The 21377-nt window shown below is 70.5% G+C and carries 21 protein-coding genes; 11 read left to right on the top strand and 10 right to left on the bottom strand.

Annotation, left to right across the window (positions count from 1 at the left end):
* Positions 1-61 precede the first annotated feature (61 nt).
* Positions 62-1402, bottom strand: a complete 1341-nt coding sequence (locus NE234_RS37225; protein WP_252785660.1) for a hypothetical protein — start codon at positions 1400-1402, stop codon at positions 62-64.
* A gap of 203 nt (positions 1403-1605) precedes the next feature.
* Here NE234_RS37225 and NE234_RS37220 point away from each other — a divergent pair, with 203 nt between their 5' ends.
* Positions 1606-2295, top strand: coding sequence for a hypothetical protein (locus NE234_RS37220; protein WP_252785659.1), 690 nt, complete (start codon positions 1606-1608; stop codon positions 2293-2295).
* A 227-nt stretch (positions 2296-2522) separates the two neighbouring features.
* On the opposite strand, the gene NE234_RS37215 is transcribed toward NE234_RS37220, so the two are convergent.
* From NE234_RS37215 to metX, 3 genes are read right to left on the bottom strand one after another with little or no spacing between them, the layout of a single operon-like run.
* Complete coding sequence (locus NE234_RS37215; protein ID WP_252785658.1) at positions 2523-3005, bottom strand: CoA-binding protein; 483 nt, start codon at positions 3003-3005, stop codon at positions 2523-2525.
* Positions 3002-4336: an O-acetylhomoserine aminocarboxypropyltransferase/cysteine synthase family protein gene (locus tag NE234_RS37210; RefSeq protein WP_252785657.1), complete on the bottom strand. Its 1335-nt coding sequence runs from the start codon at positions 4334-4336 to the stop codon at positions 3002-3004. The genes NE234_RS37215 and NE234_RS37210 overlap by 4 nt, the downstream gene beginning before the upstream one ends.
* Positions 4337-4355: 19 nt before the next feature.
* Positions 4356-5582, bottom strand: coding sequence for a homoserine O-acetyltransferase MetX (gene metX, locus NE234_RS37205; RefSeq protein ID WP_252785656.1), 1227 nt, complete (start codon positions 5580-5582; stop codon positions 4356-4358).
* An 87-nt stretch (positions 5583-5669) separates the two neighbouring features.
* Here metX and NE234_RS37200 point away from each other — a divergent pair, with 87 nt between their 5' ends.
* Positions 5670-6218, top strand: a complete 549-nt coding sequence (locus tag NE234_RS37200; RefSeq protein ID WP_252785655.1) for an OsmC family protein — start codon at positions 5670-5672, stop codon at positions 6216-6218.
* Entirely contained in the window at positions 6215-7468 is a 1254-nt protein-coding gene (locus NE234_RS37195) for an NAD(P)-binding domain-containing protein (protein WP_252785744.1), read from the top strand. Before NE234_RS37200 ends, NE234_RS37195 begins: the two co-directional genes overlap by 4 nt.
* A 109-nt stretch (positions 7469-7577) precedes the next feature.
* Here the strand turns inward: NE234_RS37195 and NE234_RS37190 are convergent, their stop codons facing one another.
* Together NE234_RS37190 and NE234_RS37185 are read right to left on the bottom strand one after the other, a co-directional pair.
* On the bottom strand, positions 7578-8222 hold the full coding sequence (locus NE234_RS37190) for a LuxR C-terminal-related transcriptional regulator (RefSeq protein WP_252785654.1): 645 nt from the start codon (positions 8220-8222) through the stop codon (positions 7578-7580).
* Positions 8210-9364 (bottom strand): sensor histidine kinase, encoded by a 1155-nt coding sequence (locus NE234_RS37185; RefSeq protein WP_252785653.1) that lies wholly within the window; start codon positions 9362-9364, stop codon positions 8210-8212. The genes NE234_RS37190 and NE234_RS37185 overlap by 13 nt, the downstream gene beginning before the upstream one ends.
* Before the next feature lie 112 nt (positions 9365-9476).
* Here NE234_RS37185 and NE234_RS37180 point away from each other — a divergent pair, with 112 nt between their 5' ends.
* From NE234_RS37180 to NE234_RS37170, 3 genes are all read left to right on the top strand, one after another.
* Positions 9477-10712 carry a serine hydrolase domain-containing protein gene (locus NE234_RS37180; protein WP_252785652.1) on the top strand — a complete coding sequence of 412 codons (1236 nt, stop codon included), beginning with the start codon at positions 9477-9479 and terminating at the stop codon, positions 10710-10712.
* Between the two features lie 317 nt (positions 10713-11029).
* On the top strand, positions 11030-12256 hold the full coding sequence (locus NE234_RS37175) for a cytochrome P450 (protein ID WP_252785651.1): 1227 nt from the start codon (positions 11030-11032) through the stop codon (positions 12254-12256).
* Positions 12257-12323: 67 nt separating this feature from the next.
* Positions 12324-13070 (top strand): DUF1963 domain-containing protein, encoded by a 747-nt coding sequence (locus tag NE234_RS37170; RefSeq protein ID WP_252785650.1) that lies wholly within the window; start codon positions 12324-12326, stop codon positions 13068-13070.
* 49 nt (positions 13071-13119) lie between these two features.
* Here the strand turns inward: NE234_RS37170 and NE234_RS37165 are convergent, their stop codons facing one another.
* A complete protein-coding gene (locus tag NE234_RS37165; protein ID WP_252785649.1) occupies positions 13120-15201 on the bottom strand; it encodes an MGH1-like glycoside hydrolase domain-containing protein in 2082 nt (693 codons plus the stop codon).
* 306 nt (positions 15202-15507) lie between these two features.
* Here NE234_RS37165 and NE234_RS37160 point away from each other — a divergent pair, with 306 nt between their 5' ends.
* On the top strand, positions 15508-15819 hold the full coding sequence (locus tag NE234_RS37160) for a hypothetical protein (protein WP_252785648.1): 312 nt from the start codon (positions 15508-15510) through the stop codon (positions 15817-15819).
* Positions 15820-15889: 70 nt separating this feature from the next.
* Here the strand turns inward: NE234_RS37160 and NE234_RS37155 are convergent, their stop codons facing one another.
* Complete coding sequence (locus NE234_RS37155; RefSeq protein WP_252785647.1) at positions 15890-17176, bottom strand: hydroxyacid-oxoacid transhydrogenase; 1287 nt, start codon at positions 17174-17176, stop codon at positions 15890-15892.
* Positions 17177-17320: 144 nt separating this feature from the next.
* Here NE234_RS37155 and NE234_RS37150 point away from each other — a divergent pair, with 144 nt between their 5' ends.
* The 3 genes from NE234_RS37150 to NE234_RS37140 all read left to right on the top strand — a co-directional run bounded on the left by NE234_RS37150 (position 17321) and on the right by NE234_RS37140 (position 19772).
* Positions 17321-17689 carry a DUF3237 domain-containing protein gene (locus tag NE234_RS37150; RefSeq protein ID WP_308206974.1) on the top strand — a complete coding sequence of 123 codons (369 nt, stop codon included), beginning with the start codon at positions 17321-17323 and terminating at the stop codon, positions 17687-17689.
* A gap of 159 nt (positions 17690-17848) precedes the next feature.
* Positions 17849-19048: a sialidase family protein gene (locus tag NE234_RS37145; RefSeq protein ID WP_252785646.1), complete on the top strand. Its 1200-nt coding sequence runs from the start codon at positions 17849-17851 to the stop codon at positions 19046-19048.
* Between the two features lie 103 nt (positions 19049-19151).
* Positions 19152-19772, top strand: a complete 621-nt coding sequence (locus NE234_RS37140; RefSeq protein WP_252785645.1) for an L-threonylcarbamoyladenylate synthase — start codon at positions 19152-19154, stop codon at positions 19770-19772.
* A 16-nt stretch (positions 19773-19788) separates the two neighbouring features.
* On the opposite strand, the gene NE234_RS37135 is transcribed toward NE234_RS37140, so the two are convergent.
* Positions 19789-20184 carry a DUF3054 domain-containing protein gene (locus NE234_RS37135; protein WP_252785644.1) on the bottom strand — a complete coding sequence of 132 codons (396 nt, stop codon included), beginning with the start codon at positions 20182-20184 and terminating at the stop codon, positions 19789-19791.
* 151 nt (positions 20185-20335) lie between these two features.
* Here NE234_RS37135 and NE234_RS37130 point away from each other — a divergent pair, with 151 nt between their 5' ends.
* A complete protein-coding gene (locus NE234_RS37130) occupies positions 20336-21004 on the top strand; it encodes a hypothetical protein (protein ID WP_252785643.1) in 669 nt (222 codons plus the stop codon).
* 14 nt (positions 21005-21018) lie between these two features.
* Here the strand turns inward: NE234_RS37130 and NE234_RS37125 are convergent, their stop codons facing one another.
* Positions 21019-21264 carry a hypothetical protein gene (locus tag NE234_RS37125; protein ID WP_252785642.1) on the bottom strand — a complete coding sequence of 82 codons (246 nt, stop codon included), beginning with the start codon at positions 21262-21264 and terminating at the stop codon, positions 21019-21021.
* Between the last annotated feature and the right edge of the window lie 113 nt (positions 21265-21377).

Below are 21377 nucleotides of genomic sequence, written 5' to 3'. Positions count from 1 at the left end.
GCCGGCGCAGCCGCGTACGGACGACGCGTCCTCGCGTTCGCGCCGGAGACGGGCGCGCGCGTCACGCGATCGGCGGTCGCTCACCGGTGCCCCAGTCGGTGTCACGGTGGCCGAAGACGACCTGCCGCCCGCCGCCCTGCGCGACGTTGACGCGCAGGGACTCGCTGATCCGGGACGTGTACCCGGCCCACGCGCCGTCGAGCAGCACGATCGACAGGTCCTGGTAGCACGGTGTGCCCTGCCAGTCCCGCCGGTACGCCGGCACCGCACGCTGCGCCAGCCAGCCGTCCTCGGCGGCCCGGCGCACGACGGCCCGCCACCGGTCCTCGTCCTGCTCGGAGCCCACGTAGACGCTGTTGCCACGCGTGTCATACGGACCCTTCACGACCCACCCGGCGCGGTCGGCGAGCAGGTCGGCGGGTTCGACGCCGTCGCCGACCTTCCGGCTGTACGGGATCAGTCGCTCGATCGCCTCCCGCTCGGCGGCCGTGAACATTCCGGCGAAGCGCGGGTCGGACAGCAGCGCGAGGCACAGTTTGTTGTCGCCGATCCAGCGGCCCGCCAGCGGGTTGGCGATTCGGAGCTTGCCCGACGAGATCCGGTCGAGGAACGCGGGCCAGCGCGCGATGTCGGCCAGCACCGGCTGCACGCCGTACTTGAGGTAGCCCGCGCGCAGGTCGCGGGCGAGCCAGTCCTCCGAGCCCGGGTCGACGCAGACCGCGCTGTGCCCGGTCTCGGCGAGCAGGTCGGTCATCTTGTCCAGTTCGAGGACGTTGCCGCCGGTCTTGTGAAAGATGCCGAAGGGCCCGTCGGCGCACTCCGGTCCGACGGCGGTGCGCAGGAACTCCGGGAACCAATGGCGGTCGTCGAGCCGGGTGCGGGCCACGCCCCACTCCTCCAGCACCTCCCGTACCGCCGGCACGTCCCGCCACAGCGCCGCGTACGCGCTGGTGAACAGCACGCCACCGGGGCAGTTCGCGTTGAACTCCACCACCCGCGCGGTCTCCACGTCGCCGCCGACCAGGTCGAAGCGGCAGAAGTCCACGCGGTAGTCCCCGATCGGCGCGGCGTCCACCCACTCGCGGAGCGCGGCGGGCACGGCGAGGAAGTCCCGCACGCGCGCGTCCGTGCGGTGCGCGAGCAGCACCTTCCGCCACGCAGACACGACCAGCGGCACGTGCCGGGCGAGGTGCCGCTCCGCGTCGGCGGTGAGCTGCACGAGGCTCGCCAGCATCGGGTACGGCGCGGTCCGGCCGTTCTCGGTCTTCACGAGGCGCTCGGCGTCGGCGGCTTCGCGCACGGCGGTGGCCAGCCGGGCGAGCTCCGCGGGCGGCAGGCGCCGCGCGACCGGTCCGGCGGAGTCGGTACTGAGCAGCCGGTCCAGGTCGAACAAGGCGGTCATGGCGGTTCCTCTCATCAGGCTTGCGATCAACCATCCCCCTGCGCAGAGCGATCGAATCGCTACTCAGCGTGTGTTCGATGTGGTGGCCAGAGGGGACGTTGGCTGCCTGGTTCGACGGGATCGTTCCGTTGTCGCCGGCGGCGTGATGGCGAGAGTGAACACTATGGCTGCACACGGAGTAATCATATGATTACATTGAGTTCATGGGTTCTCGTGCGCATTACGTCGTGAAGGCCGGTGGTTCGTGGGAGCGTCGCTACACGCAGTGGGGCGGGGATGCCATGGAGCTGGATCTGCTCGCCGGCCCGGAGGCGGCCACCCGGTTCGCTCAGGGGCAGCGGACCGAAGACCGGTGGCTGGACGAGATGGACTGCGAGGCGGCCGCACTGATCGACCACGACGAGCATCGCCTGCTCTGGTACTCGCACTGCTATGAGGATGTCGCCTACCGCGCGGCGGTGCTGGCGGTCATGGCCCAGACCTGGCCGGGCTGGCGGATCGACTGGGCCTACGGCGGGCTCTACGACATCCTGGACACGCTGGGCGAGCCGCTCCATGGCCGTTTCCGCCATCGATCGCCCTTCCAGGACGACTCCCCGGCTTCGGAGCACCGTACGACCGGCATGCCCGGGCATGATGACGATCTGCTGCGAGGCTTGAGGAGACTGGTCGAGGGGTTCGACGCTCACCAGGACGTCGATCAGGCGACACAGTCGATCTCCCTCCTGCTCCGCGCCGTCGGTGCGCTCACCTCGACCATCGAGGCGATGGGGCTGGAAACCCACGTCACGGGCAACGCCTTCGCTCATCGGCCGATGGATCTCACCGACGCGGAAACGGCCGCCGTGCACGCGGCGTTCGAGGCGGTGCAGAACGCGTACAGCGGATCATGATCTGCCGCGCGCAGGTCGACGGCCGTTCGTGCACGACGCCCGTAAGCTCATGTTCGATCTGAAGGTCGCCGACGGGGCGCTCGGGAGCACCCAGACGTACGTCCAGGAGCGACCGGCGCCTTCCAACATCTCGTCGAGCGGGTGCTCGGCCGACTGCGAGCGGTCGAGAACACGGAAGATCCGCCCCACACCGCGCCCCGGCCGGCATGCCGCGGGAGATCGGTCGGCTACTGGAGACCCGTCCGGACCGAGGTGATGCGCTGGGTGTTGAAGCCGAGCCAGTGCATCCGCCCGACGTAGCGCGCGTGCTCGATCTTGATACAGCGGTCCACGACGACGGTGAGGCCGCCGTCCTCGGCGATCCGCGCGCCCTCCTCGTTGATGACGCCGAACTGGCACCACAGGGCGTCGGCGCCGATCGCCACGGCCTCCCGCGCGATCCCCGGCAGTGCGTCCGGAGCGCGGAAGACGTTCACGACGTCCACCGGCTCGGGCACGTCGGACAGGCTCGGATAGCACGTCTCGCCGAGGATCCGCGTCTCGCGGGGATTGACGGGGATCACCCGGTAGCCGTGCCGCTTGAGGTAGTAGCCGACGAAGTAGCTGGCCCGCAGCTCGTTGCCAGAGAGCCCCACGATGGCGACCGTCCTGGCCGTGTGGAGGACGCGCTGGATCGCCGAGGCGTCCTGGTACCGCGCGAGCTCGATCATGCCGTGGTCTCCTTCTCCGCCGCCGCGGCGACATGCGCGAAGCCCTGCTCCAGGTCCCAGATCAGATCGTCGACGGTTTCGGTGCCGACCGACAGGCGTACCGTGCCCGGCCCGACGCCGGCGGCGCGCAACTCGTCGTCGCCGAGTTGCCGGTGCGTCGTGCTGGCGGGATGGATGACCAGGCTCTTGGCGTCGCCGACGTTCGCCAGGTGGGACCAGAGTGTCAGGCCGCGGATGAGGGCCGTCCCGCCGGCCCGGCCGCCGGAGCAGTCGAACGAGAAGACCGCGCCGGCGCCGCGCGGCAGGTACTTGTCCACGAGCGGCCGGTACCGGCTCGCCGGCAGGCCGGGATACGTCACGTTCGACGCCAGTTCGTGCGACTCCAGGAACGCCGCGACCGCCCGGGCGTTCTCGACGTGGCGGTCCATCCGCAGCGACAGCGTCTCGAGGCCCTGCAGGAACAGGAAGGCGTTGAACGGTGAGAGGGCCGCACCGAGATCGCGCAGGGTCTCGGCCCGGAGCTTCATCAGATAGCCGTACGTCCCGAACGTCTCGTGGAACCGCAGGCCGTGGTAGGCCGGTGACGGGTCCGCGACGACAGGGAACCGGCCGTTGGACCAGTCGAACGTGCCGGCCTCGACGACGACGCCGCCGATGCTCGTGCCGTGCCCGCCGATGAACTTGGTCGCCGAGTGGATCACGATGTCGGTGCCCCATTCGATCGGTCGGCACAAATACGGCGTCGCGAACGTGTTGTCCACGATGAGCGGCAGGTCGTGCTCGTGTGCGACGGCCGCCACGGCCTCGATGTCGAGCACGTTCCCGGCGGGGTTGCCGATGGTCTCGCCGAAGAACGCCTTCGTGTTCGGGCGGACCGCCTGCCGCCAGGCGTCCGGGTCGTCGGGATCGACCCACGTCAGCTCCACGCTCATCTTGCGCAGCAGGTGCTTGAGCTGGTTCACCGTGCCGCCGTAGAGCGCCGACGACGAGACGACGTGGTCGCCCGGCTGGAGCAGCGTGAAGAGCGCGGCCGCCTGCGCGGCGATGCCGCTGGCGAACGCCACCGCGCCGCAGCCGCCTTCGAGGTTGGCCACGCGCTCCTCGAAAACCGCGACGGTCGGGTTCATGATGCGCGAGTAGGTGTTCCCGTACTCCTGCAGGTTGAAGTACGCCGCCGCGGACTCGGGATCCTCGAACACGTAGCTGGACGTCTGGAAGATCGGCACCGCACGCGCGCCCGTGTTCGGGTCGGGCCGTTGCCCGGCGTGCAGCTGCCGTGTCTCGAACCCGAACGCGCGGGCCTCTTCGGTGCGGGGAGGGCTGTCGGTCACGAAGGTCTCTTCCTCGACGTCATCCGGCCCCGCCGTGGACCGGACGGTGGTCACTCAGGAACCGGCGGATGATGGGTGTCTGCCGCGCCTCTTCCAGGAGGAAGCAGTCGTGGCCGTACGGTGCGTCGATCACGTGGCACTCGACCGGCTTGCCGAGGGCCAGGAGCGTCTCCTCGATCTCCCTCGACGCGGACGGCGGGTACAGCCAGTCGGAGCTGAACGCGATCAGCAGCGTCCGTGCCGAGACGCACTGGAGCGCCCGCTCGAGCGATCCGCCGCCGTACTGGCGCGCGAGGTCGAAGTAGGTCAGCGCGCGCGAGGTGTAGAGGTAGGTGTTGGCGTCGAAGCGCTTGACGAACGAGCCGGCCTGGTGGCGCAGGTAGCTCTCGACCGCGAACTCCGCGTCCGTGATCGTGTAGCGGATGTCGTCGGCGAACTGCAGCCGGCGGCCGAACTTGTCCTCCAGCGCCGGTGCGGACAGGTACGTCACGTGGCCGACCATCCGCGCCACGCCCATGCCGGCGTCGGGCGCGCGGCCCGTTCCGTGGTACCGGCCGCCCTGCCAGGCCGGATCGCGCATGATCGCCTCGCGCGCGATCGCGTTCCAGGCGACGCCCTGCGGGTGGAGCGCGTGCGTGCTGGCGATCACCACGACGGCGTCGACCTGGTCGGGGAACAGGATCGCCCATTCGAGGGCCTGCATGCCGCCGAGAGAGCCGCCGGCCACCGCCGCGAGCCGCTCGATGCCGAGCGCGTCGAGGAACGCGCGCTGGGTGCGCACCATGTCCGCGACGGTGATCACGGGGAAGTCCGGCCCGTACGGCCGGCCCGTCGCCGGGTCCACGGACGACGGCCCCGTCGTCCCGCTGCATCCGCCGAGCAGGTTCGTGGCGACGACGAAGAAGCGGTCGGTGTCGAACGCCTTGCCGGGGCCGATCATCCCGTCCCACCAGCCGAGCCCCTTCACGGCCGGCCCGTCGCGATCCTCGGCTCCGAACCCGTCGCGTGTGCTCTCCTCGGGCGGCGCCTTCGCGAAACCCGCCGCGTGGGCGTCACCGCTGAGCGCGTGGCACACCAGGATGACGTTGTCGCGCCGGGGGGACAGGACGCCGTAGGTCTCGTACGCCACGCGGACCGGGTGCAGCTCCCGCCCGCAGTCGAGTCGCACCGGCTCCGGCAGGTCGAGATACCGCGTCTCGACCGTGCCGGCCGACCCCGCCGCGAGCGTGGAAACCGAATTCGTCACAGGGGCTATGGTGCCCGTCACTGTCGGTGTATTGTCAAGCGAACCCATCGGGAATGTGAGCAATTCGACGAGAGGGCATCATCCGACATGACCACGGTCGCTAACGGAGTCAACGTGCAGGCGCTGCTCGAGGCGCGCGACGCGCTGAAGGGAGCTCCCGAGGCCGCCCAGTTCACCTGGCGGGCCTCCTCCAAGTGGCAGGACGGCGTCCACAGCACCACGACGGTCCGCGACTTCTTCGGTCTCGGACAGGAACAGAGCCACAAGACCGAGTCGGTGTTCGAGGCCGACCACCCCGCGGTCTTCGCGGCCGAGGACAACGGCATCACGCCGATCGAGTACCTCCTCGTCGGCCTGGCGGCCTGCCTGACGGCGGGCGTGGCGTCCGTCGCGCAGAACCGTGGCATCCAGCTCCGCTCGGTCGAGTCGACGGTCGAGGGCAGGCACGACATCCGCGGGATCCTCGGCGCCGACAGCGACGTCCGCAACGGCTTCACCGACGTCAAGGTGACGTTCACCATCGACGCGGACGCCTCGCGGCAGGAGATCGAAGCGCTGGTGGCCCAGTCCCAGAAGCGCTCCGCCGTGTTCGACGCTCTGACGAACCCCACGGACGTCACCGTCGACGTCGCCTGAGGGGTCCCACCATCGAACGCGTCACAACCGTCGTCATCGGCGCGGGGCACGCGGGCCTCGCCGCGAGCCACTTCCTCGGCGAAAGGTCGATCGACCACGTCGTGCTGGAGCGCGGCGAGGTCGCGAACTCCTGGCGGCACGAACGCTGGGACTCTCTGCGGCTTCTCACGCCCAACTGGCAGAGCCGCCTGCCGGGCCACCACTACGAAGGCCCGGACCCCGACGGCTATATGACGATGGATGATGTCACCGAGTTCATCGAACGGTTCGCGAAGGTCGCGGACGCTCCCGTCCGGACCGGGACGAACGTCACGTCGCTACGGCGCGCCGACGACGGCTACCACGTGACGACCGACCACGGCGAGATCCGCTGCCGGACGGTCGTCATCGCGAGCGGCGCCTGCAACCGGCCGACGGTGCCGCAGCTCGCAGCCGCCGTACCGGCGTCCGTCCGGCAGCTGACGCCGTTCGACTACCGCGGCCCCGCCGGGCTGCCCGACGGCGGCGTGCTCGTCGTGGGGGCGTCGGCGACCGGCGTGCAGTTGGCGGCGGAGCTGCGCCGGTCGGGCCGGCCGGTGACCATCGCGGTGGGGGAGCAGGTACGGATGCCGCGGACGTACCGCGGCCGCGACGTGCTGTGGTGGATGGACGCCTCCGGTCTGTGGGACCAGCGGTACGGCGAGGTCGACGACCTCGAGCGGGCCCGGCGGCTCCCGTCTCCCCAGCTCGTCGGCACCCCTGAGCGGACGACGCTCGACATCAACGCGCTCACCGCGCTGGGCGTCGAGCCGGTGGGGCGCTGGGCGGCCGTACGCGACGGCCGCGCGCTGTTCTCCGGCGGCCTGCGCAACGTCTTCTCGCTCGCGGACCTCAAACTGGAACGCCTGCTCGACACCTTCGACACGTGGGCGCGGGAGAATGGGCTGGACGCGGACGTCGCTCCGCCCGAGCGTCTCCCGCCCACGCGGGTGCCCGCCTCCACACGGCTGCAACTCGACCTGCGCAGCGGCGAGATCACCACGATCGTGTGGGCGACCGGTTTCCGGCCCGACTACCGATGGTTCGACGTGCCCGTGCTCGACGAGAAGGGCCGGCTGCGCCACGAGGGCGGCGTGGTCGACGGCCCGGGACTGTACGCGCTGGGCCTGCCCGTGCTGCGACGGCGCAAGTCCACCTTCATCTACGGCATCGAGGACGACGCCCGCGAGGTCATCGACCACCTCGCGGGATATCTCGCCGCGCCGCGCTGACAGCGCCGCCGCGGCGGGCCGCTCCGCGACTCCGGTGCGGCCCGCCGTACCTTCTCCCGGCCTCGTACGCCGACGCCGAGGTCGTCCGAGTTCCGACCGGTGCCGGGGCTCATTGGCGGCTGAGATAGGTGAGGACGGCGAGGACGCGGCGGTGGCCGCTGTCGGCCGGCGAGAGGCCGAGCTTGGCGAAGATGTTGCCGATGTGCTTGTGGACGGCGTTCTCGGTGATGACGAGCCGGGCCGCGATGGTGGCGTTGTCCTTTCCTTCGGCCATCAGGGCGAGCACTTCGCGTTCGCGCGGTGTGAGGTCGGCGATCGGGTCGTGGGCGTGCCGGGTGAGGAGCTGCGCGATCACTTCGGGGTCCATGACCGTGCCGCCGTCGGCGACCCGCCGCAGGGCGTCGACGAACTCGCTCACCCGGCTCACCCGGTCCTTGAGGAGGTAGCCGACGCCGCCGCGCCTGTCGGAGATCAGCTCGCCCGCGTACTGCTGCTCGACGTACTGGGAGAGGACGAGCACCGGCAGGCCGGGGTACCGGCGCCGGGCGTGGAGGGCGGCGTGGATGCCCTCGTCGCGGAAGGTCGGCGGCAGCCGTACGTCGACGATGGTGACGTCGGGCCGGTGTTCGGCGACGGCGGCGATGAAGGCCGGGGCGTCCTGGGTGATCGCGGCGACGTCGAAGCCCCTGGCGGTCAGCAGGAGTTCCAGCCCACTGGAGAGCAGGACGTTGTCCTCGGCGATCACGACCCGCACGGCAGGCTCACAGTGATCGTGGTCGGGCCGCCGGCGGGGCTGTGAACGCGCACGGTGCCGTCGAGCGCCAGAACGCGGTGGCGGATCCCGGCGAGGCCGGTGCCCAGCGTCTCGTCGGCGCCGCCGATCCCGTCGTCGCCGACCCCGATCGACAGCCGGTCGCCGGAGCGTACGACGCGGACGGTGGTCCGGGCGGCCTGGCTGTGCTTGGCGGCGTTGGTGAGCGCCTCGGCGATCGTGAAGTAGGCCACGGCCTCGACCGCGGCGGGGATCGTGCCGAGGTCGCCGATGTCGAGGGTCGTGTCGATCGCCGATCGGGTGCCCAGGGCGGTCAGTGCTCCGACGAGTCCACGATCGGCGAGGATCGGCGGGTAGATCGTCCGGATCACCTCGCGCAACTCCGCCATGGCCTCCTCGGTGTTCTCATGCGCTTCGCGCAGGAGCCTGCCCACCAGTTCGGGGTCCTCGCCCAGCGACTCACGGGCGGCGCCCAGCCGCATCGCGATGGCCACCAGCCGTGCCTGGGTGCCGTCGTGCAGGTCGCGTTCGATCCGGCGGAGTTCCGCGCCGTGGGCGTTCATGGCGCCGGCCCGCGTCTCGGTCAGCGTCTCCACCCGCTGCGCCAACCGGTCCGCGGCCGAGGGGGACAGCAGCGCGACGGTGATCCGGGCGTGCAGGCGCGCCAGCGGGGGAACCAGCCCGTACGTCAGGGCCGAGAAGATGACGAACTGCCCGGTCCCCAGGGTCAACGCCGTTCCCCACCCGGTCAGGGGAACACCGGCGGCGAAGCCGCCCGCGCGGGTGCCGGCCGGCAACGCCCACCACAAGGGGACCGTGACGGCCGTGGCCACGGCGTTGCCCGCGCACACCACCGCCACGAGCCCGAACGCCAGACCGGTCACGATGTACGTGCCCAGCCACCCGAGAACCCGCCACGCACCGGCACGGACGGGCCCGGAACGCGGACGGCCCAGCAGCCGGTCGGCGCGGCGACGATGCCAGGACGCCCAGGCGCGGGCCACCGCCGGGACGATGAGTACGGGCGTCGCGAGCAGGGCGACCGCGGCGGTGAGCAGGCTCACCAGCAGATAGGCCAGACCGCGCCACATCGCCGGAAGACGGCCGGCCCCGGGGGAGTTCATCCGCACAGTCTGAGTCACGGCGAGCGGGCCCGGCACTACAGCCCACTACCCCTTTTTCCCACTGGAGCGCTGTATCGTCCGCTTCCCCCGGCCAGACCTAGCGTCGACGCCCATGACGAGTTCAGCGATTCACTCACCGCGGCGGCGCGGCCGATCCACCCGGCGGAACCTGGCGCTGGCCGCCATCGTGGCCGGAACCCTCTCCACCGGTTGGACACCCGGCGCGAGCGCCGCCCCACGGCACGGCGACCGGATCGAGCTACGGCGCGACGCCGACGCGATCACCGCACTCGGCGTGACGGGGGTGCAGGCGCGCCTGGTCACCCCGGACGGCCGGAACGTGACCGCCACCAGCGGCGTCGCCGACCTGACGACCCGGCGGCCGGTCTCCCCGGACGGCTACCTCCGGATCGCCAGCGTCACCAAGACGTTCGTCGCCACCGTGATCCTGCAACTGGCCGGCGACGGCAGGCTCTCCCTGGATGACACGGTGGAGCGATGGCTGCCCGGCGTGGTGTCCGGAAACGGCAACGACGGCCGCGCGATCACCATCCGTAACCTGCTCCAGCACACCAGCGGCATCCACGACGACTATCCCGACTACACCTCGGCGGAGGACTTCTACCAGCACCGGTACGACACCTACACCGCCGAGCAGATCGTCGCGCGGGCGATGCGCCACCGGCCGGACTTCCAGCCCGGGACGGACTGGAGTTACTCCAACACCGGGTACGTCCTGCTCGGCATGGTCATCCAGCGGGTCACCGGGCACCCTTGGCATGAGGAGGTACGGGACCGGATCGTCCGGCCGCTCGGTCTCCGTCACACGTTCTGGCCGGGCACGTCACCCACGCTGCCCCGGCCCCACGCCGAGACCTACCAGCGGTTCGAGAGCGGTGGACCGCTCGTGGACGTCACCGAGCAGGTCGGCCTGGTCGGCAACGGAGAGGCCGGGCTCGTCTCCACCACCGCCGATCTCGACCGGTTCTTCCGCGTCCTGCTGGGCGGTCGCCTCCTGCCCCCGGCGCAACTGGCGCAGATGAAGCAGGCCGTTCCCGTGGGCGAGAAGTTCGAACCGCTCATGCCGGGCGCCCGCGACGGGCTGGGGATCTTCTCACGCCCGCTGTCGTGCGGCGGCACGTACTGGGGCCACGAAGGCGGCGACTCCGGTTGGATCACCGCCACCGGCGTCACCGCCGACGGCCGGCATGGCGTCACGGTCTCCCTGTCGGGCGCGAACGCCGAATCGGCGGACCACGTCCTCCGCATCGAAGCGGCCGAGAGCACGCTGGTCGACGATGCTCTGTGCGCGACCTCGAACGACGGCCGTACGAGCCGGCGGATGTAGGCATGCCTATTTCGCTGAGCGAAGATTGACGGGTATTTGACTGCATATTACCGTGATTTGTGTCCCGCTCCAGGCGGAGGGAGGTGTGCAATGGCCAAGCAGGCGTCCCCGCTCAGTCGTGTGATTCTCAAGCTCGCGCGCATGGTGGGAATCAAGGAGCACCCCGCCAGTTACATCTGGCATTAGGCCGAGTGCCCGGCGTCTCCCGCTCTCCTGCTCCCAGCGGGAGGCGCCGATCCGGCAATCAGCGGGCGCGCTGGGAAACTGGTTGATCAATGACTGCCGACGTCAGCAGAACCACGCGGAATATCGACGAGATGCCCGCCCTTGACCTCGACCGCGCCAGCGCGGTGCATTCTTACAAGGATGATCGGCTCGGGTTCTTCTATGCGGCGGCGCGCCGGTACGGGCCGGTGGTGCGCCTCTGGCCGGGCGCCATCCTGGTGACGGGGCCTGAGGAGGTGCACGCCGTACTCCGGAACACCAACCGGACGTACTTCTTGGATCGCGACCTGCGGCGAAGGAAGTCCACGGCGACACCGGGTTCCGCGCAGCTCGGCGAGTGGATGTCCACCCGGAGGACGGCCATCGTCGGCATGACCGCCGAAATGCTCGAAGATCACGCACGCTGGCTGGCCGGGACGGCCGGGGAGCTGTCGGAGCGATTGCTGCAGCGGCGCCGCGTCGACGATCTGATGGCGACCCTCGCGAAGGTCACCTCGGAGTCGGTCGCCCGGTTCTGCTTCGGAACCCGGGACGCCTCCGCGGTCCCGGAGACGGCACAGGCGATGCTGGACGCCCTCTTCCCGATCATCGCGAGCCCGTACGAGTTCCCGGCCTGGGTGAAGCTCATCCAGCATCGGGAGTGGCGCGCGAGCAGGCGGATCACGAAGATGCACGCCGCCCTGCTGGCCGCGGCGAAGAGCGGCGGTGAAGGCGGGCTCGTCGACGTGCTGTACCGCGGTGGTCTCGACGACGCCGCCGTGGTCGACGCACTGACCTCGATACTCCTGGCCGCGCACGGGATTCCGGCGGCGGCGACGGCGTGGGCGCTCGTCGAGTTGGCGCGTCACCGGGAGCAGCAGGAGACGGCGAGAGCCGCGGCGGACCGGTGGCGCGGCTCCGCGCCGGAGCCGCCGGAGCTCGGCTGGGTCGTCGACGAGACACTGCGGCTGTGGCCGGCGAGCTGGGTCGTGGAGCGGGTGGTGGGGGAGGGCGCCGCCTGCGGCTCCTGGACGTTGCCGCCGGGTTCGCGCGTCGTCATCCCCTTCTGGGTCACGCACCGGGTCGCCGAGTGCTATCCCGATCCGGAGCGGTTCGATATCCGGAGGTGGGAGCATTTCTCCCCGCCGCCGGGCGCGTACGTGCCATTCGGCGCGGGCCCGCGACGGTGCCTGGGAGCGCGCTTCGCCCGCACCGAGGTGATCACGATGCTCGCGGTCCTCCTGCAACGGCTGAGGTTCCGCACCGACGGTGAAGTGCGGACCGACGCCCGGGCCACCCTCACCCCAACCGGGTTCGAGCTCCTGGTCGATCCGCGCTGAAACGGGGGCGACCGGCTTCGCGGGAAAGGCGCGTGCCCGTCGCCGGCATCCTGCAGAATGCTCCGCCATGGAGCTACGGCAGGAGTTTCGTGCGGCGGCGGCTGACAAGGGGCTGCCGGACGAGGCCATCGAGTGGTGGCTGCGCCTGGCGCGTCCCCGGTTCGAGATGTCCCGCACGGGCGACGGCCCGGTGGCCGGCCGGTTCGGTGGCAGGCCGGCGCTGCCGGAGGGAGTGGAATGGCCGCGCGGCACGGCCTGTGTCGCCACCGTCGACCTCGCCGCGATTCCCGCGGAGAGCCACGACCTGAACCTCCCACCGGACGGCGGCCTGGTGTTCTTCGCCGAGCCGGAGATCGTGCCGGAGCGTTGCGCGGTCGTCTACGTGCCGGCCGGTGTCCCGGTCGTCGAACGCGACGTGCCGGAGGGCATGTACGCGCCGGTCTATGACCCTCTTCCGCTGCACGGCAGGGCGGGATGGTCCCTTCCGGTGGAACGCTCGGAGAGCGCGATCGACCTCGGTCCGCAGGTCCACGACGAGGAACTGATCGCGGAGGTCGTCATCGGTCTCGGCTCCGACGACGATCTCCAGCTGGTTATCGGCGGCTACGCCGACGAGAGCACCAGCGGCGTGGGCAACCCGGTGGACGCGCCCACGGAGGAGAGCCTTCTCGCCCAGCTGTACCTGACCGACGACCTCGTCGGCCACGACTTCGGCGGAAGCCCTCTCTGCCTCGTGTCCTTCGTGATGACCCACACGGACCTGGCCGCCGGCCGGTTCGACCAGGCCCGGTTCTTCTCCGACTTCAACGGATGACCCTGCCACGGGGCCGCCGGCACGGAGTGCCGGCGGCCCCTGTGCGGGATCAACCGGCCGAGCCGTGGAACTCCAGCCAGTCGAGGTTGATGGACCCGTTGTCGCCGGGCTCGTACGAGATGGTGACGACGGGGTCATAGCCGCTGACGGGGATGTCGGCGACCGTCACGGTGCCCCAACCGTCCCAGCTGTCGGAGACCTTGGGGAAGGTCACCTGCCGCGTCTTCCGGCCGTCGACCGAGAGCGTCATCGTACGGGCGTCGTCGTTGGCGTTGGCGTAGCGCAGCGTGATGCTTCCCAGGCCGGGCTTCGCCGTCTCACGGTGCAGGGTGTACGACGACGCGGCTCCCTGGGCCCAGAGTCCGTCGAGGAATGCGCGACCGCTGTACCCGGAGTGGTTCACGTTCGTCTTGACGCCGCCGGTGTTGAGGGCGTCCTCCGCCTCGATGTGCCCGGGGTCGGGGCATCCGCCGAGCGCCTTGGTGCCGGCGGTGTCCGCGCAGCGGTCACGTGAGTCGGGGACGCCGTCCCCGTCTCGGTCCTTGTCGACCGCGCCGGCGAGCGTGACGTCGACGGTGTGCTCGCCGGTCAGCGACGCCGGGACACTGTCGCCGTGCACGCGCCGGCCGTCGACCGTGAACGAACGGATCCTCGTGCCCGCTCCGTGCAGGGCGATCGTCAGGGTCGCGTCGCGGTAGTGCAGGCCCCGCAGGGTCACGTCGCCCCAGCCGGCCGGGAGGGTCGGCGTCACCGACAGGCTCCGGTCGCCGAAGTTCAGCCCGAAGAGCCCGGAGTCGATCATGTTGAGGAATGCCGTGGCCGACCAGGTCTGGTCGGGCTCCGAGCCCCAGTGGAACTTCACCGTGTCGCCCAGGCGCTGCCAGCCACCGTCGACCACGCCCGTGTGGCCGTTGTAGATCTCCCAGAACCCGCTGTTGTCGTCGCCGAGCTTGGCCAGCCTCGCGGTCTCGGAGGCGAACGCCTCCTGCGCCCCTTGCCCCGCCAGCGCCTTCGCCCAGAGACCCTGGACGACGGGCCAGACGATCGCGTTGTGCCGGCCGGGCTGGTCGTCGGAGTAGCGCGCCCAGTTCGGGTAGGTGTCGGGCATGCCCCAGGTCATCTCGTCGGCGTGCGCGAGGATCGACTTCGCCTGGGACTTGTTCGCGATTCCGAAGATCAGCGCGAACGCGAGTCCGGTGCCCTCCTGGTACGGGCCGGTCGTTCCGTCCGCCAGCAGCATGTAGTCGTACAGGCCCGTCTTGGGGTTCCAGAACCGTTTGTTGATCGCTGCCTTGAGCCGCGCGGCCTTCGACCGGTAGGACGCGACCTCGGATGCCGGACGGCCGACCTTCGCCGCCATGTTCGCCGCGTTGACGTAGGCGGCGTAGTACACCTCGTTCGTGCTCAGGAACATTCCCGTGGCCACGCCCGGCCACGGCATGGACCCGGTGCTGACCGACTCGGTGGCGTCGGCGGGGGGTGCCGGGTAGCCGGCGATCCCGTCGTTGAAGAAGGACGCGCCGGTGAACAGGCCATAAGTGGAGTTGTAGCCCGCCGTCGTGGCGTGTTCGCGAATCGTCAGGGTGTCGGCGGCGGTCTGGTAGGCCGCACGCAGGAACGCCGTGTCGCCGGTGACCAGGTAGTGGTTCCACGCGGCCGTCACCCAGATGACCTGGTCCCACTGCTGATCGTCCTGCTGGACCCGCAGGTCGCCGCCCGCGTCCTTGTCCACCGCCGACCAGAGCGTGTTGCGCGCCACGGCCGGACTCAGCAGGCTGGCGGCGTTCCAGCTGTTCACCGAGGCGTCGCGGGTCCACGGCTGGGGGTAGCCGCCTCCCGCGCGCAGGATGCCCACACCCGGATCCATCAGGCCACTCTTGTTGTAGACCGCCGGATCGAAGCCGATCGTGTTGGTCTGGAGCACGTTCTTCAACGCGGCCTCGTACGCGGTACCGAAGAGCGCCTGGCTGTTGGGGTTCGTGAATTCCAGCGACGGCTGAGACGGCGCCGACGCACCGGTGGTCGCCCCGGCCGTGCCCACCCCGGACACCACGGTGGAGAGCCCGACCACGGCGGCGGTGACCACGCCGACGACACGCCCGCCTCGGCAGGTTCCTGACCTGCACCTCATTGGCGCACCTTCCTCGATGCCGGCACCGGCGAAGCGGAGGATTCGCGCTCGGCCCGGCATGATCCACATCTATGGCCGTTCGACCGTAATCACCAAAAAGTCGCACGTCAATGAATGAATCGGCCGACCGAATGTCAGCCGTGCGCGTCTCGGCGCGCCTTTGCCGCGGCCATGGCGAGGGCGGGCATGTCGCCGGGATGGGCGTGGTGGGCCTGCGGGAATGGGGCCGGATGGGGAAGGTCGCCCGGCGTGTGGGCCCTACGAGAGACGACATCCGGCGCGCATACGGTACCGAAAGGGAGAAACATGACACTGCAGACGGTAAATACCATCCTTGAGCCCGCCGTCAAGCCTGGCGCCCAGGCCATGGGCAATGGCTGGGGCTATTTCACGGCGAACGGAGACGTGATCCTCGACGTCGGAGCGAGCTGGATCACCCCGTCCACGCTCGTGTACGCCTCGATCGTGGAGGTGGGCGACGACAACGTCCCCAAGATCGGGGACGCGCGCATGGCCGTCCACAACATCGAGCCCTACCAGGGCGGCATCCGGACCTGGGTGAACATCGAATGGGGCAGTCCCCTGCGCGTACGGGTCAGCTACTGCTGGTCGGAATGACCCGCCCCTGCGCCGGCACGGAGGTCCGCGTCGGCCCGCCATGACGCGGTCGGCGGCGCCCCGGCCGGCGTCACCACAGACTCAGGGATCGGGTGAAGATCCGTGCGAGGTCGTCCTCCGTCACCGGCCGGGGCGACATGTCCAGGAGCCGGCGTTGTTTGACGGCCCCCTCGACGAGGGCGGGAACGTCGGCACCGGTGTAACCGACCTCGCCGATCCCGTCGGGCATCCCGATGTCCCGCATGAGACTCAGCAACGCCCGTGGAAGGTGTTCGGCCGCGTCGCCGGGCGGTTCCAGGTCCGGGGCGAGCAACCGCGCGGCCCGTACGTGCCGCTCCGGACACGCCTCGAAGGTGAACCGGAACGCCTCCGGCGCCGTCAGCGCCACCGCCATGCCGTGCGGAACCAGCGGCTGCTCCTCCGGATAGCCGGCCGGGCGGAACTCCCCGACCCGCCCGGCGATCGGGTACGCGTCGGCGTGCGGGATGTGCACGCCCGCGTTGCCGAACCCGAGGCCGGCGAACGTGGCGGCCAGCGCCATGTCGCCGCGGGCCTCGGCGTCGTCCCCGTCGCGTACGGCGGTCCGGAACGACCGGGCGATCAGGGCCAGCGCGCGTTCGGACCACATGTCGGCGACCGGGTTGGCGCCGCAGTACGGCACCCGCTGCTCGGGGGACTTGCGCTCGAAGGAGGTGTACGGCTTGGCCGTGTAGCTCTCCAGGGCGTGACAGACGATGTCCATGCCCGCCGACGCGGTGACGCCCGCCGGCTGGGTCATCGTCAGGTCCGGGTCGACCACCGCGAGGGTGGGCCGTAGCCGGGGATGGCTGATCCCGGTCTTGACCTTCAGCGAGAGCACGTCGAGAACGCAGACCGTCGTGCTCTCGGCGCCGGTACCGGTCGTCGTGGGAACGGCGATCAGGGGCAGCAGCGGCCGGGCCGGAGCCCGTCCGGCGCCGACCGGCGGGTTGAGATAGTCCGCCAGGTCGCCCTCGTTGGTCGTGAGCAGGTTGATCGCCTTGGCGGTGTCGATGCTCGATCCGCCGCCGACCGCGACGTAGGCGTCCCAGGGACCGGAGTCACGTGCCCGCTCGACGGCCTGGCGGAGTGCGGCGTCGGTGGGTTCGACGTGAACGCCGTCGAACACCTCCGCCTCGATCCCGTACGCCTTCATCTGGTCCGCGATCCGCTGCGGGGCACCGGTGGCCGCCACACCCGGATCGGTGACGAGCAGGACGCGGCGCGCGCCGTACTGGGTCAGGTCGAATCCGATCTCGGCGGACGCGCCCGGGCCGAACTTCAGTTGCGGCGCGCCGTAGGTGAACACCGATTCGGGGCCGGTGGGGTTGGATGCCATGGGTTCGCCTCCTCCCGCTCAGACTAAGAGGCTCGCGGGTGCCCGAACGCGGGCACCCGCCGGAGCCGCGGCCACCGCCTTCGTCGCCGCGTCCGCCGAACGTCACGGTGATTCCGATGAGGGACGGGGTCCGCCTGGCGGCCGATTCCCACTACGGCTACAGGCGGCACGGTCGACGGTCCCTCGCTGCGCGGGATCGTCCTTCCCGGCGGCGGCGACTGGTCGAACACCCGTGGCCGCGTCTGCGAACTCGACGCCCGTCACCTTCTCCAGGCGGACGACGGCGCCGTCATCGACATCGTCGACCGGGGCTACTACCACGAGCACACGGAAGGCTCCGACCAGTACGACGGTGACCTGCGAGTGACCGAGAAGGGCGTGTACTACCGCACCTCGCCGACCTTCCGTACCGACGCGCCGGCGCACCGATGGCTCGCCGAGACCATCTTCGTCGGTCTCGCGCGCCAGGCGGAAGGGGACGTCGTCGCCATCCGCATGTACGCCCTGGCCTGACATCCCTGAGTGAACGACGGACGCGAACGAGGGACGCGGTCCTCCATGAGCCGCTCGCCGACGTGTCGAAGCCGCCGGGGTCGCACTCTTGACGCTTTCGGCGGGTCGCACTAACTTGCCACGGACATAGGACGTCCTACGTCCGGATTGGGGAAGCTGATGCGTCTGCAGAAGCGCGGGAGCACGGTGCTCGCCGTCAGCGCCGGAGCGCTGGTCGCGGCCGTGACCACCGGCATCGCACCGGCCCAGGCCGTACCGGGCCGGTGCGAGGTGTCCGTGCCGTACACGGCGGGGACCGAGGGATACAGTGCGTTCCGCATCCCGGCGATCGTCGAGACCAGGTCGGGCGACCTGCTCGCGTTCGCCGAGGGGCGGTCCGACGGGCTCGGCGACGCCGGGAACATCGACACCGTCGTGAAGCGGTCGACCGACGGCGGCTGCACCTGGTCACCGCTGCGGGTGGTCCAGGACAGCGGCCCGAACACCTCCGGCAACCCCGCGCCCGTCGTCACGGCGAGCGGCCGCGTCGTGCTGCTGACCACCTACAACGCCGGCAGCGCAACGGAGACGCAGATCCTGCGCGGACAGGTGCCGGCCTCGGACGGCCGACGGGTGTTCGTGCAGTACAGCGACGACGACGGCACGACCTGGTCCGCGCCCCGGGAGATCACCGCCGCGGCCAAGCTGCCGAACTGGCGCTGGTACGCGACCGGGCCCGGCCACGCGACGCGGCTGACCCACGGCCCGCACCGCGGACGGCTCGTCGTCCCGGCGAACCACTCGATCGCCCCGCCCGCGGGCTCCTCCGACCTGGGGTCGGAGGCCAAGTACTACGGCGGGCACGATCTCTACAGCGACGACGGCGGCCGGACCTGGCACATCGGCTACGTCGACGACAACCCCGACGGTCAGGTGAACGTCAACGAGACGACCGCCACGGAGCTGCCGGACGGGCGCGTCTACTTCAACACCCGCGACCAGAACGGCACCGCGCCCGGCAACCGGGCCGACGCCTACAGCCTGGACGGCGGCCGGACGCTGCGGCAGCCGTTCAGCCCGCAGCTGGCGCTGGCCGGACCGGTCGTGGAGGGCAGCGTCCTGCAGGCGCGCGGGCCGAAGGCGCCACTGCTCTTCTCCGGCCCGGCCGATCCGAGCAAGCGGGCGGTGATGACGCTGCGCACCAGCCGCGACGGTGGCGTCACCTGGCGTTCCGCGCTCACGCTGTCGTCGCTGCCGGCCTCCTACTCCGACCTCGTCCAGGTCGACGCCCGCACCGTCGGCCTGCTGTACGAGACGGGCACCGCCGGTGCCAACGAGACCATCACCTTCCGCCGTATCGACCTGCGCGGGCTGTCCTGAGCCGCACCGGCCGCGAAGCCGTCCGCTCTCACCGGCGGGCGGCTTCGCCGTCGCCGCAGGCCGGGCGTGCGCTCGTGATCGGTCTGCTCTTAAGCTGTGTTCGGTGGCCAGGTACTTCGATGTGCATCCGGACAATCCGCAACCTCGGGCGCTCCGTCAGGTGGTCGACCTGCTCCGCGCGGACGGGCTGATCGTCTATCCGACCGACTCGTGCTTCGCGCTCGGGTGCCGTCTGGGCAACAAGGACGGCATCGACCGGATCAGGGAGATCCGCCAGCTCGACAGCAGCCATCACTTCACCCTCGTCTGCCGGGACTTCGCGCAGCTCGGCCAGTTCGTCCAGATCAGCAACGCGCTGTTCCGGTCGATCAAGGCGGCGACTCCCGGGCGCTACACGTTCATCCTGCCCGCGACGAAAGAGGTGCCGCGGCGCCTGCTGCACCCCAAGAAGAAGACCGTCGGCGTCCGGATCCCCGATCACACCGTCACCCAGGCGCTGCTGGCCGAACTCGGCGAACCGCTGCTGTCGAGCACCCTTCTCCTGCCGGGGGAGAGCGAGGCGATGACCCAGGGCTGGGAGATCAAGGAGAGACTCGATCACATGGTGGACGCCGTCGTCGACTCGGGTGAGTGCGGCGCCGTGCCGACGACAGTGGTCGATTTCTCCCAGGATGAGCCTGAGATCGTCCGGGTCGGCGCCGGAGACCCGTCCCTCTTCGAATGACGCGAAGGGCCGGAGATCAGGGCCGTGCCGCGTCGCGCGGCGCGGCCGTGGTCTTCCGTGACGGGTCAGGCCATGCACGGCGGGCCACGAGGCGCCAGCCGAACATGAACAGCCCGAGGAAGACGAGGGAGACCAGGACGAAGGTGACGGCGGTTCCCTGACCGGCGACGACACGCAGGACCATGCCGGCGGCGACGGTCGCCAGCCAGACGCCGACGCCGGTGCCCGCGAGCGCCGCGGGCCGCCGCCAGGCGCGCGTCGCCGCCCAGCCGATCAGCAGGCCCGCCAGGAACGGCCAGGCCGTCCTCGCGATTCCGGCGATGGTCTCGCCTTCGCTGTGCCCCGCCCGTCCGAGCAGCACGAACGCCATGACACAGCACAGGTCGAGAACCGCCGCGACCACCCAACGCATGAGCCTCAGCGTATCGATCGCCGTACCGTGGCCCTCGACCGGGCCGGTCGGGGAGCCCGGCGCTCCGGTGCGAACGACGTCGTCCCGGCGAGCTCGGGCGACACGCGCGAATGAGACATCACGCACGCCTTGAACGGCGGATCATGGGCTCATGGCCCAAGACCCCCGTTCCGATGAAGGCCACACGGCCGCCACCCCCGTCCCGGCCGCGGGCGCACCGACCTCCACCACCGACGACCCGGATCCGGACCTGACCGTGACCCACGCCGCGGAGACGGCCCGGGCCGTCGAGCCTCCCGAGACGCCCCGCACCGAGCAGCTCGAGGGAACGCTCACACGCGAGCTCCGGCCGACACGGGTGGTGCCGCGCTGGGCCGGCTGGCTGATCATCGGCGCGGGCGTCGCCATGCTGCCGTGGATCACCGGCCTGAGCTTCGTCCTGCCCACCAGCCACGAGGCGGCCCACTACAACGCCTCGTGGGTCGGCTTCGACCTCGGGCTGTGCGCGATGCTCCTGCGCACCGGCTGGCTCGCCCAGAAGGGCCGCGAGCACATCGAGCTGAGTGCGGCGATCACGGGCACGTTGCTGCTGGTGGACGCGTGGTTCGACGTGGTGACCGCCGACAGCCGCGGCGAGCTGACGTTCGCGCTGATCCTGGCGCTGTTCGGCGAACTCCCGCTGGCCGCCTTCTTCCTCTGGATCGCCGGCCGGGTGGAGTACCGCCGCCAGCGGCGCGCCGAGGCGATGGCGCGGCTCCTGAAGAGGCTGCGAACGTATCGTCCCCGCGCGGTCCGTGCTCCCGATGAACACCTGCGCTGAAGGACGACCGGAGATCACTTGCTGGGCTGGGGAACCTTGCAGTACGCGGTCGGGTTGAGACCGATGTAGTTGAGCGGTCCGGAGATCATCGTGAGGCCGATCGTGGCGAAGCTGGAGCAGCTCCCGTTGAAATGGGCGTAGTAGTGGCGCTGCCCTGCGGCGAGCCCTCCGATGACCAGCCAGACGACGATCATCCACCGTCCGGCCCGCATCGCCACCTCCGATGACCTCGCCGCCGACTCCGGAGGTCCGACGGTCATGACAAGATCGCCCATAGTTAAGCAAGTCCGGCCGTGCAGTGTCACCCCACCGGCGCCTGAACGCGGTCTCGGTCACCGCCGCTGCCCCGGCCGTAGCGGCTCACGGCCCCCGC

It is taken from the genome of Actinoallomurus rhizosphaericola (genome assembly GCF_024055675.1).
GTDB lineage: Bacteria > Actinomycetota > Actinomycetes > Streptosporangiales > Streptosporangiaceae > Actinoallomurus > Actinoallomurus soli.
Note: the sequence above shows the minus strand (reverse complement) of the source record. Positions and strands in the feature narration are given on the sequence as shown.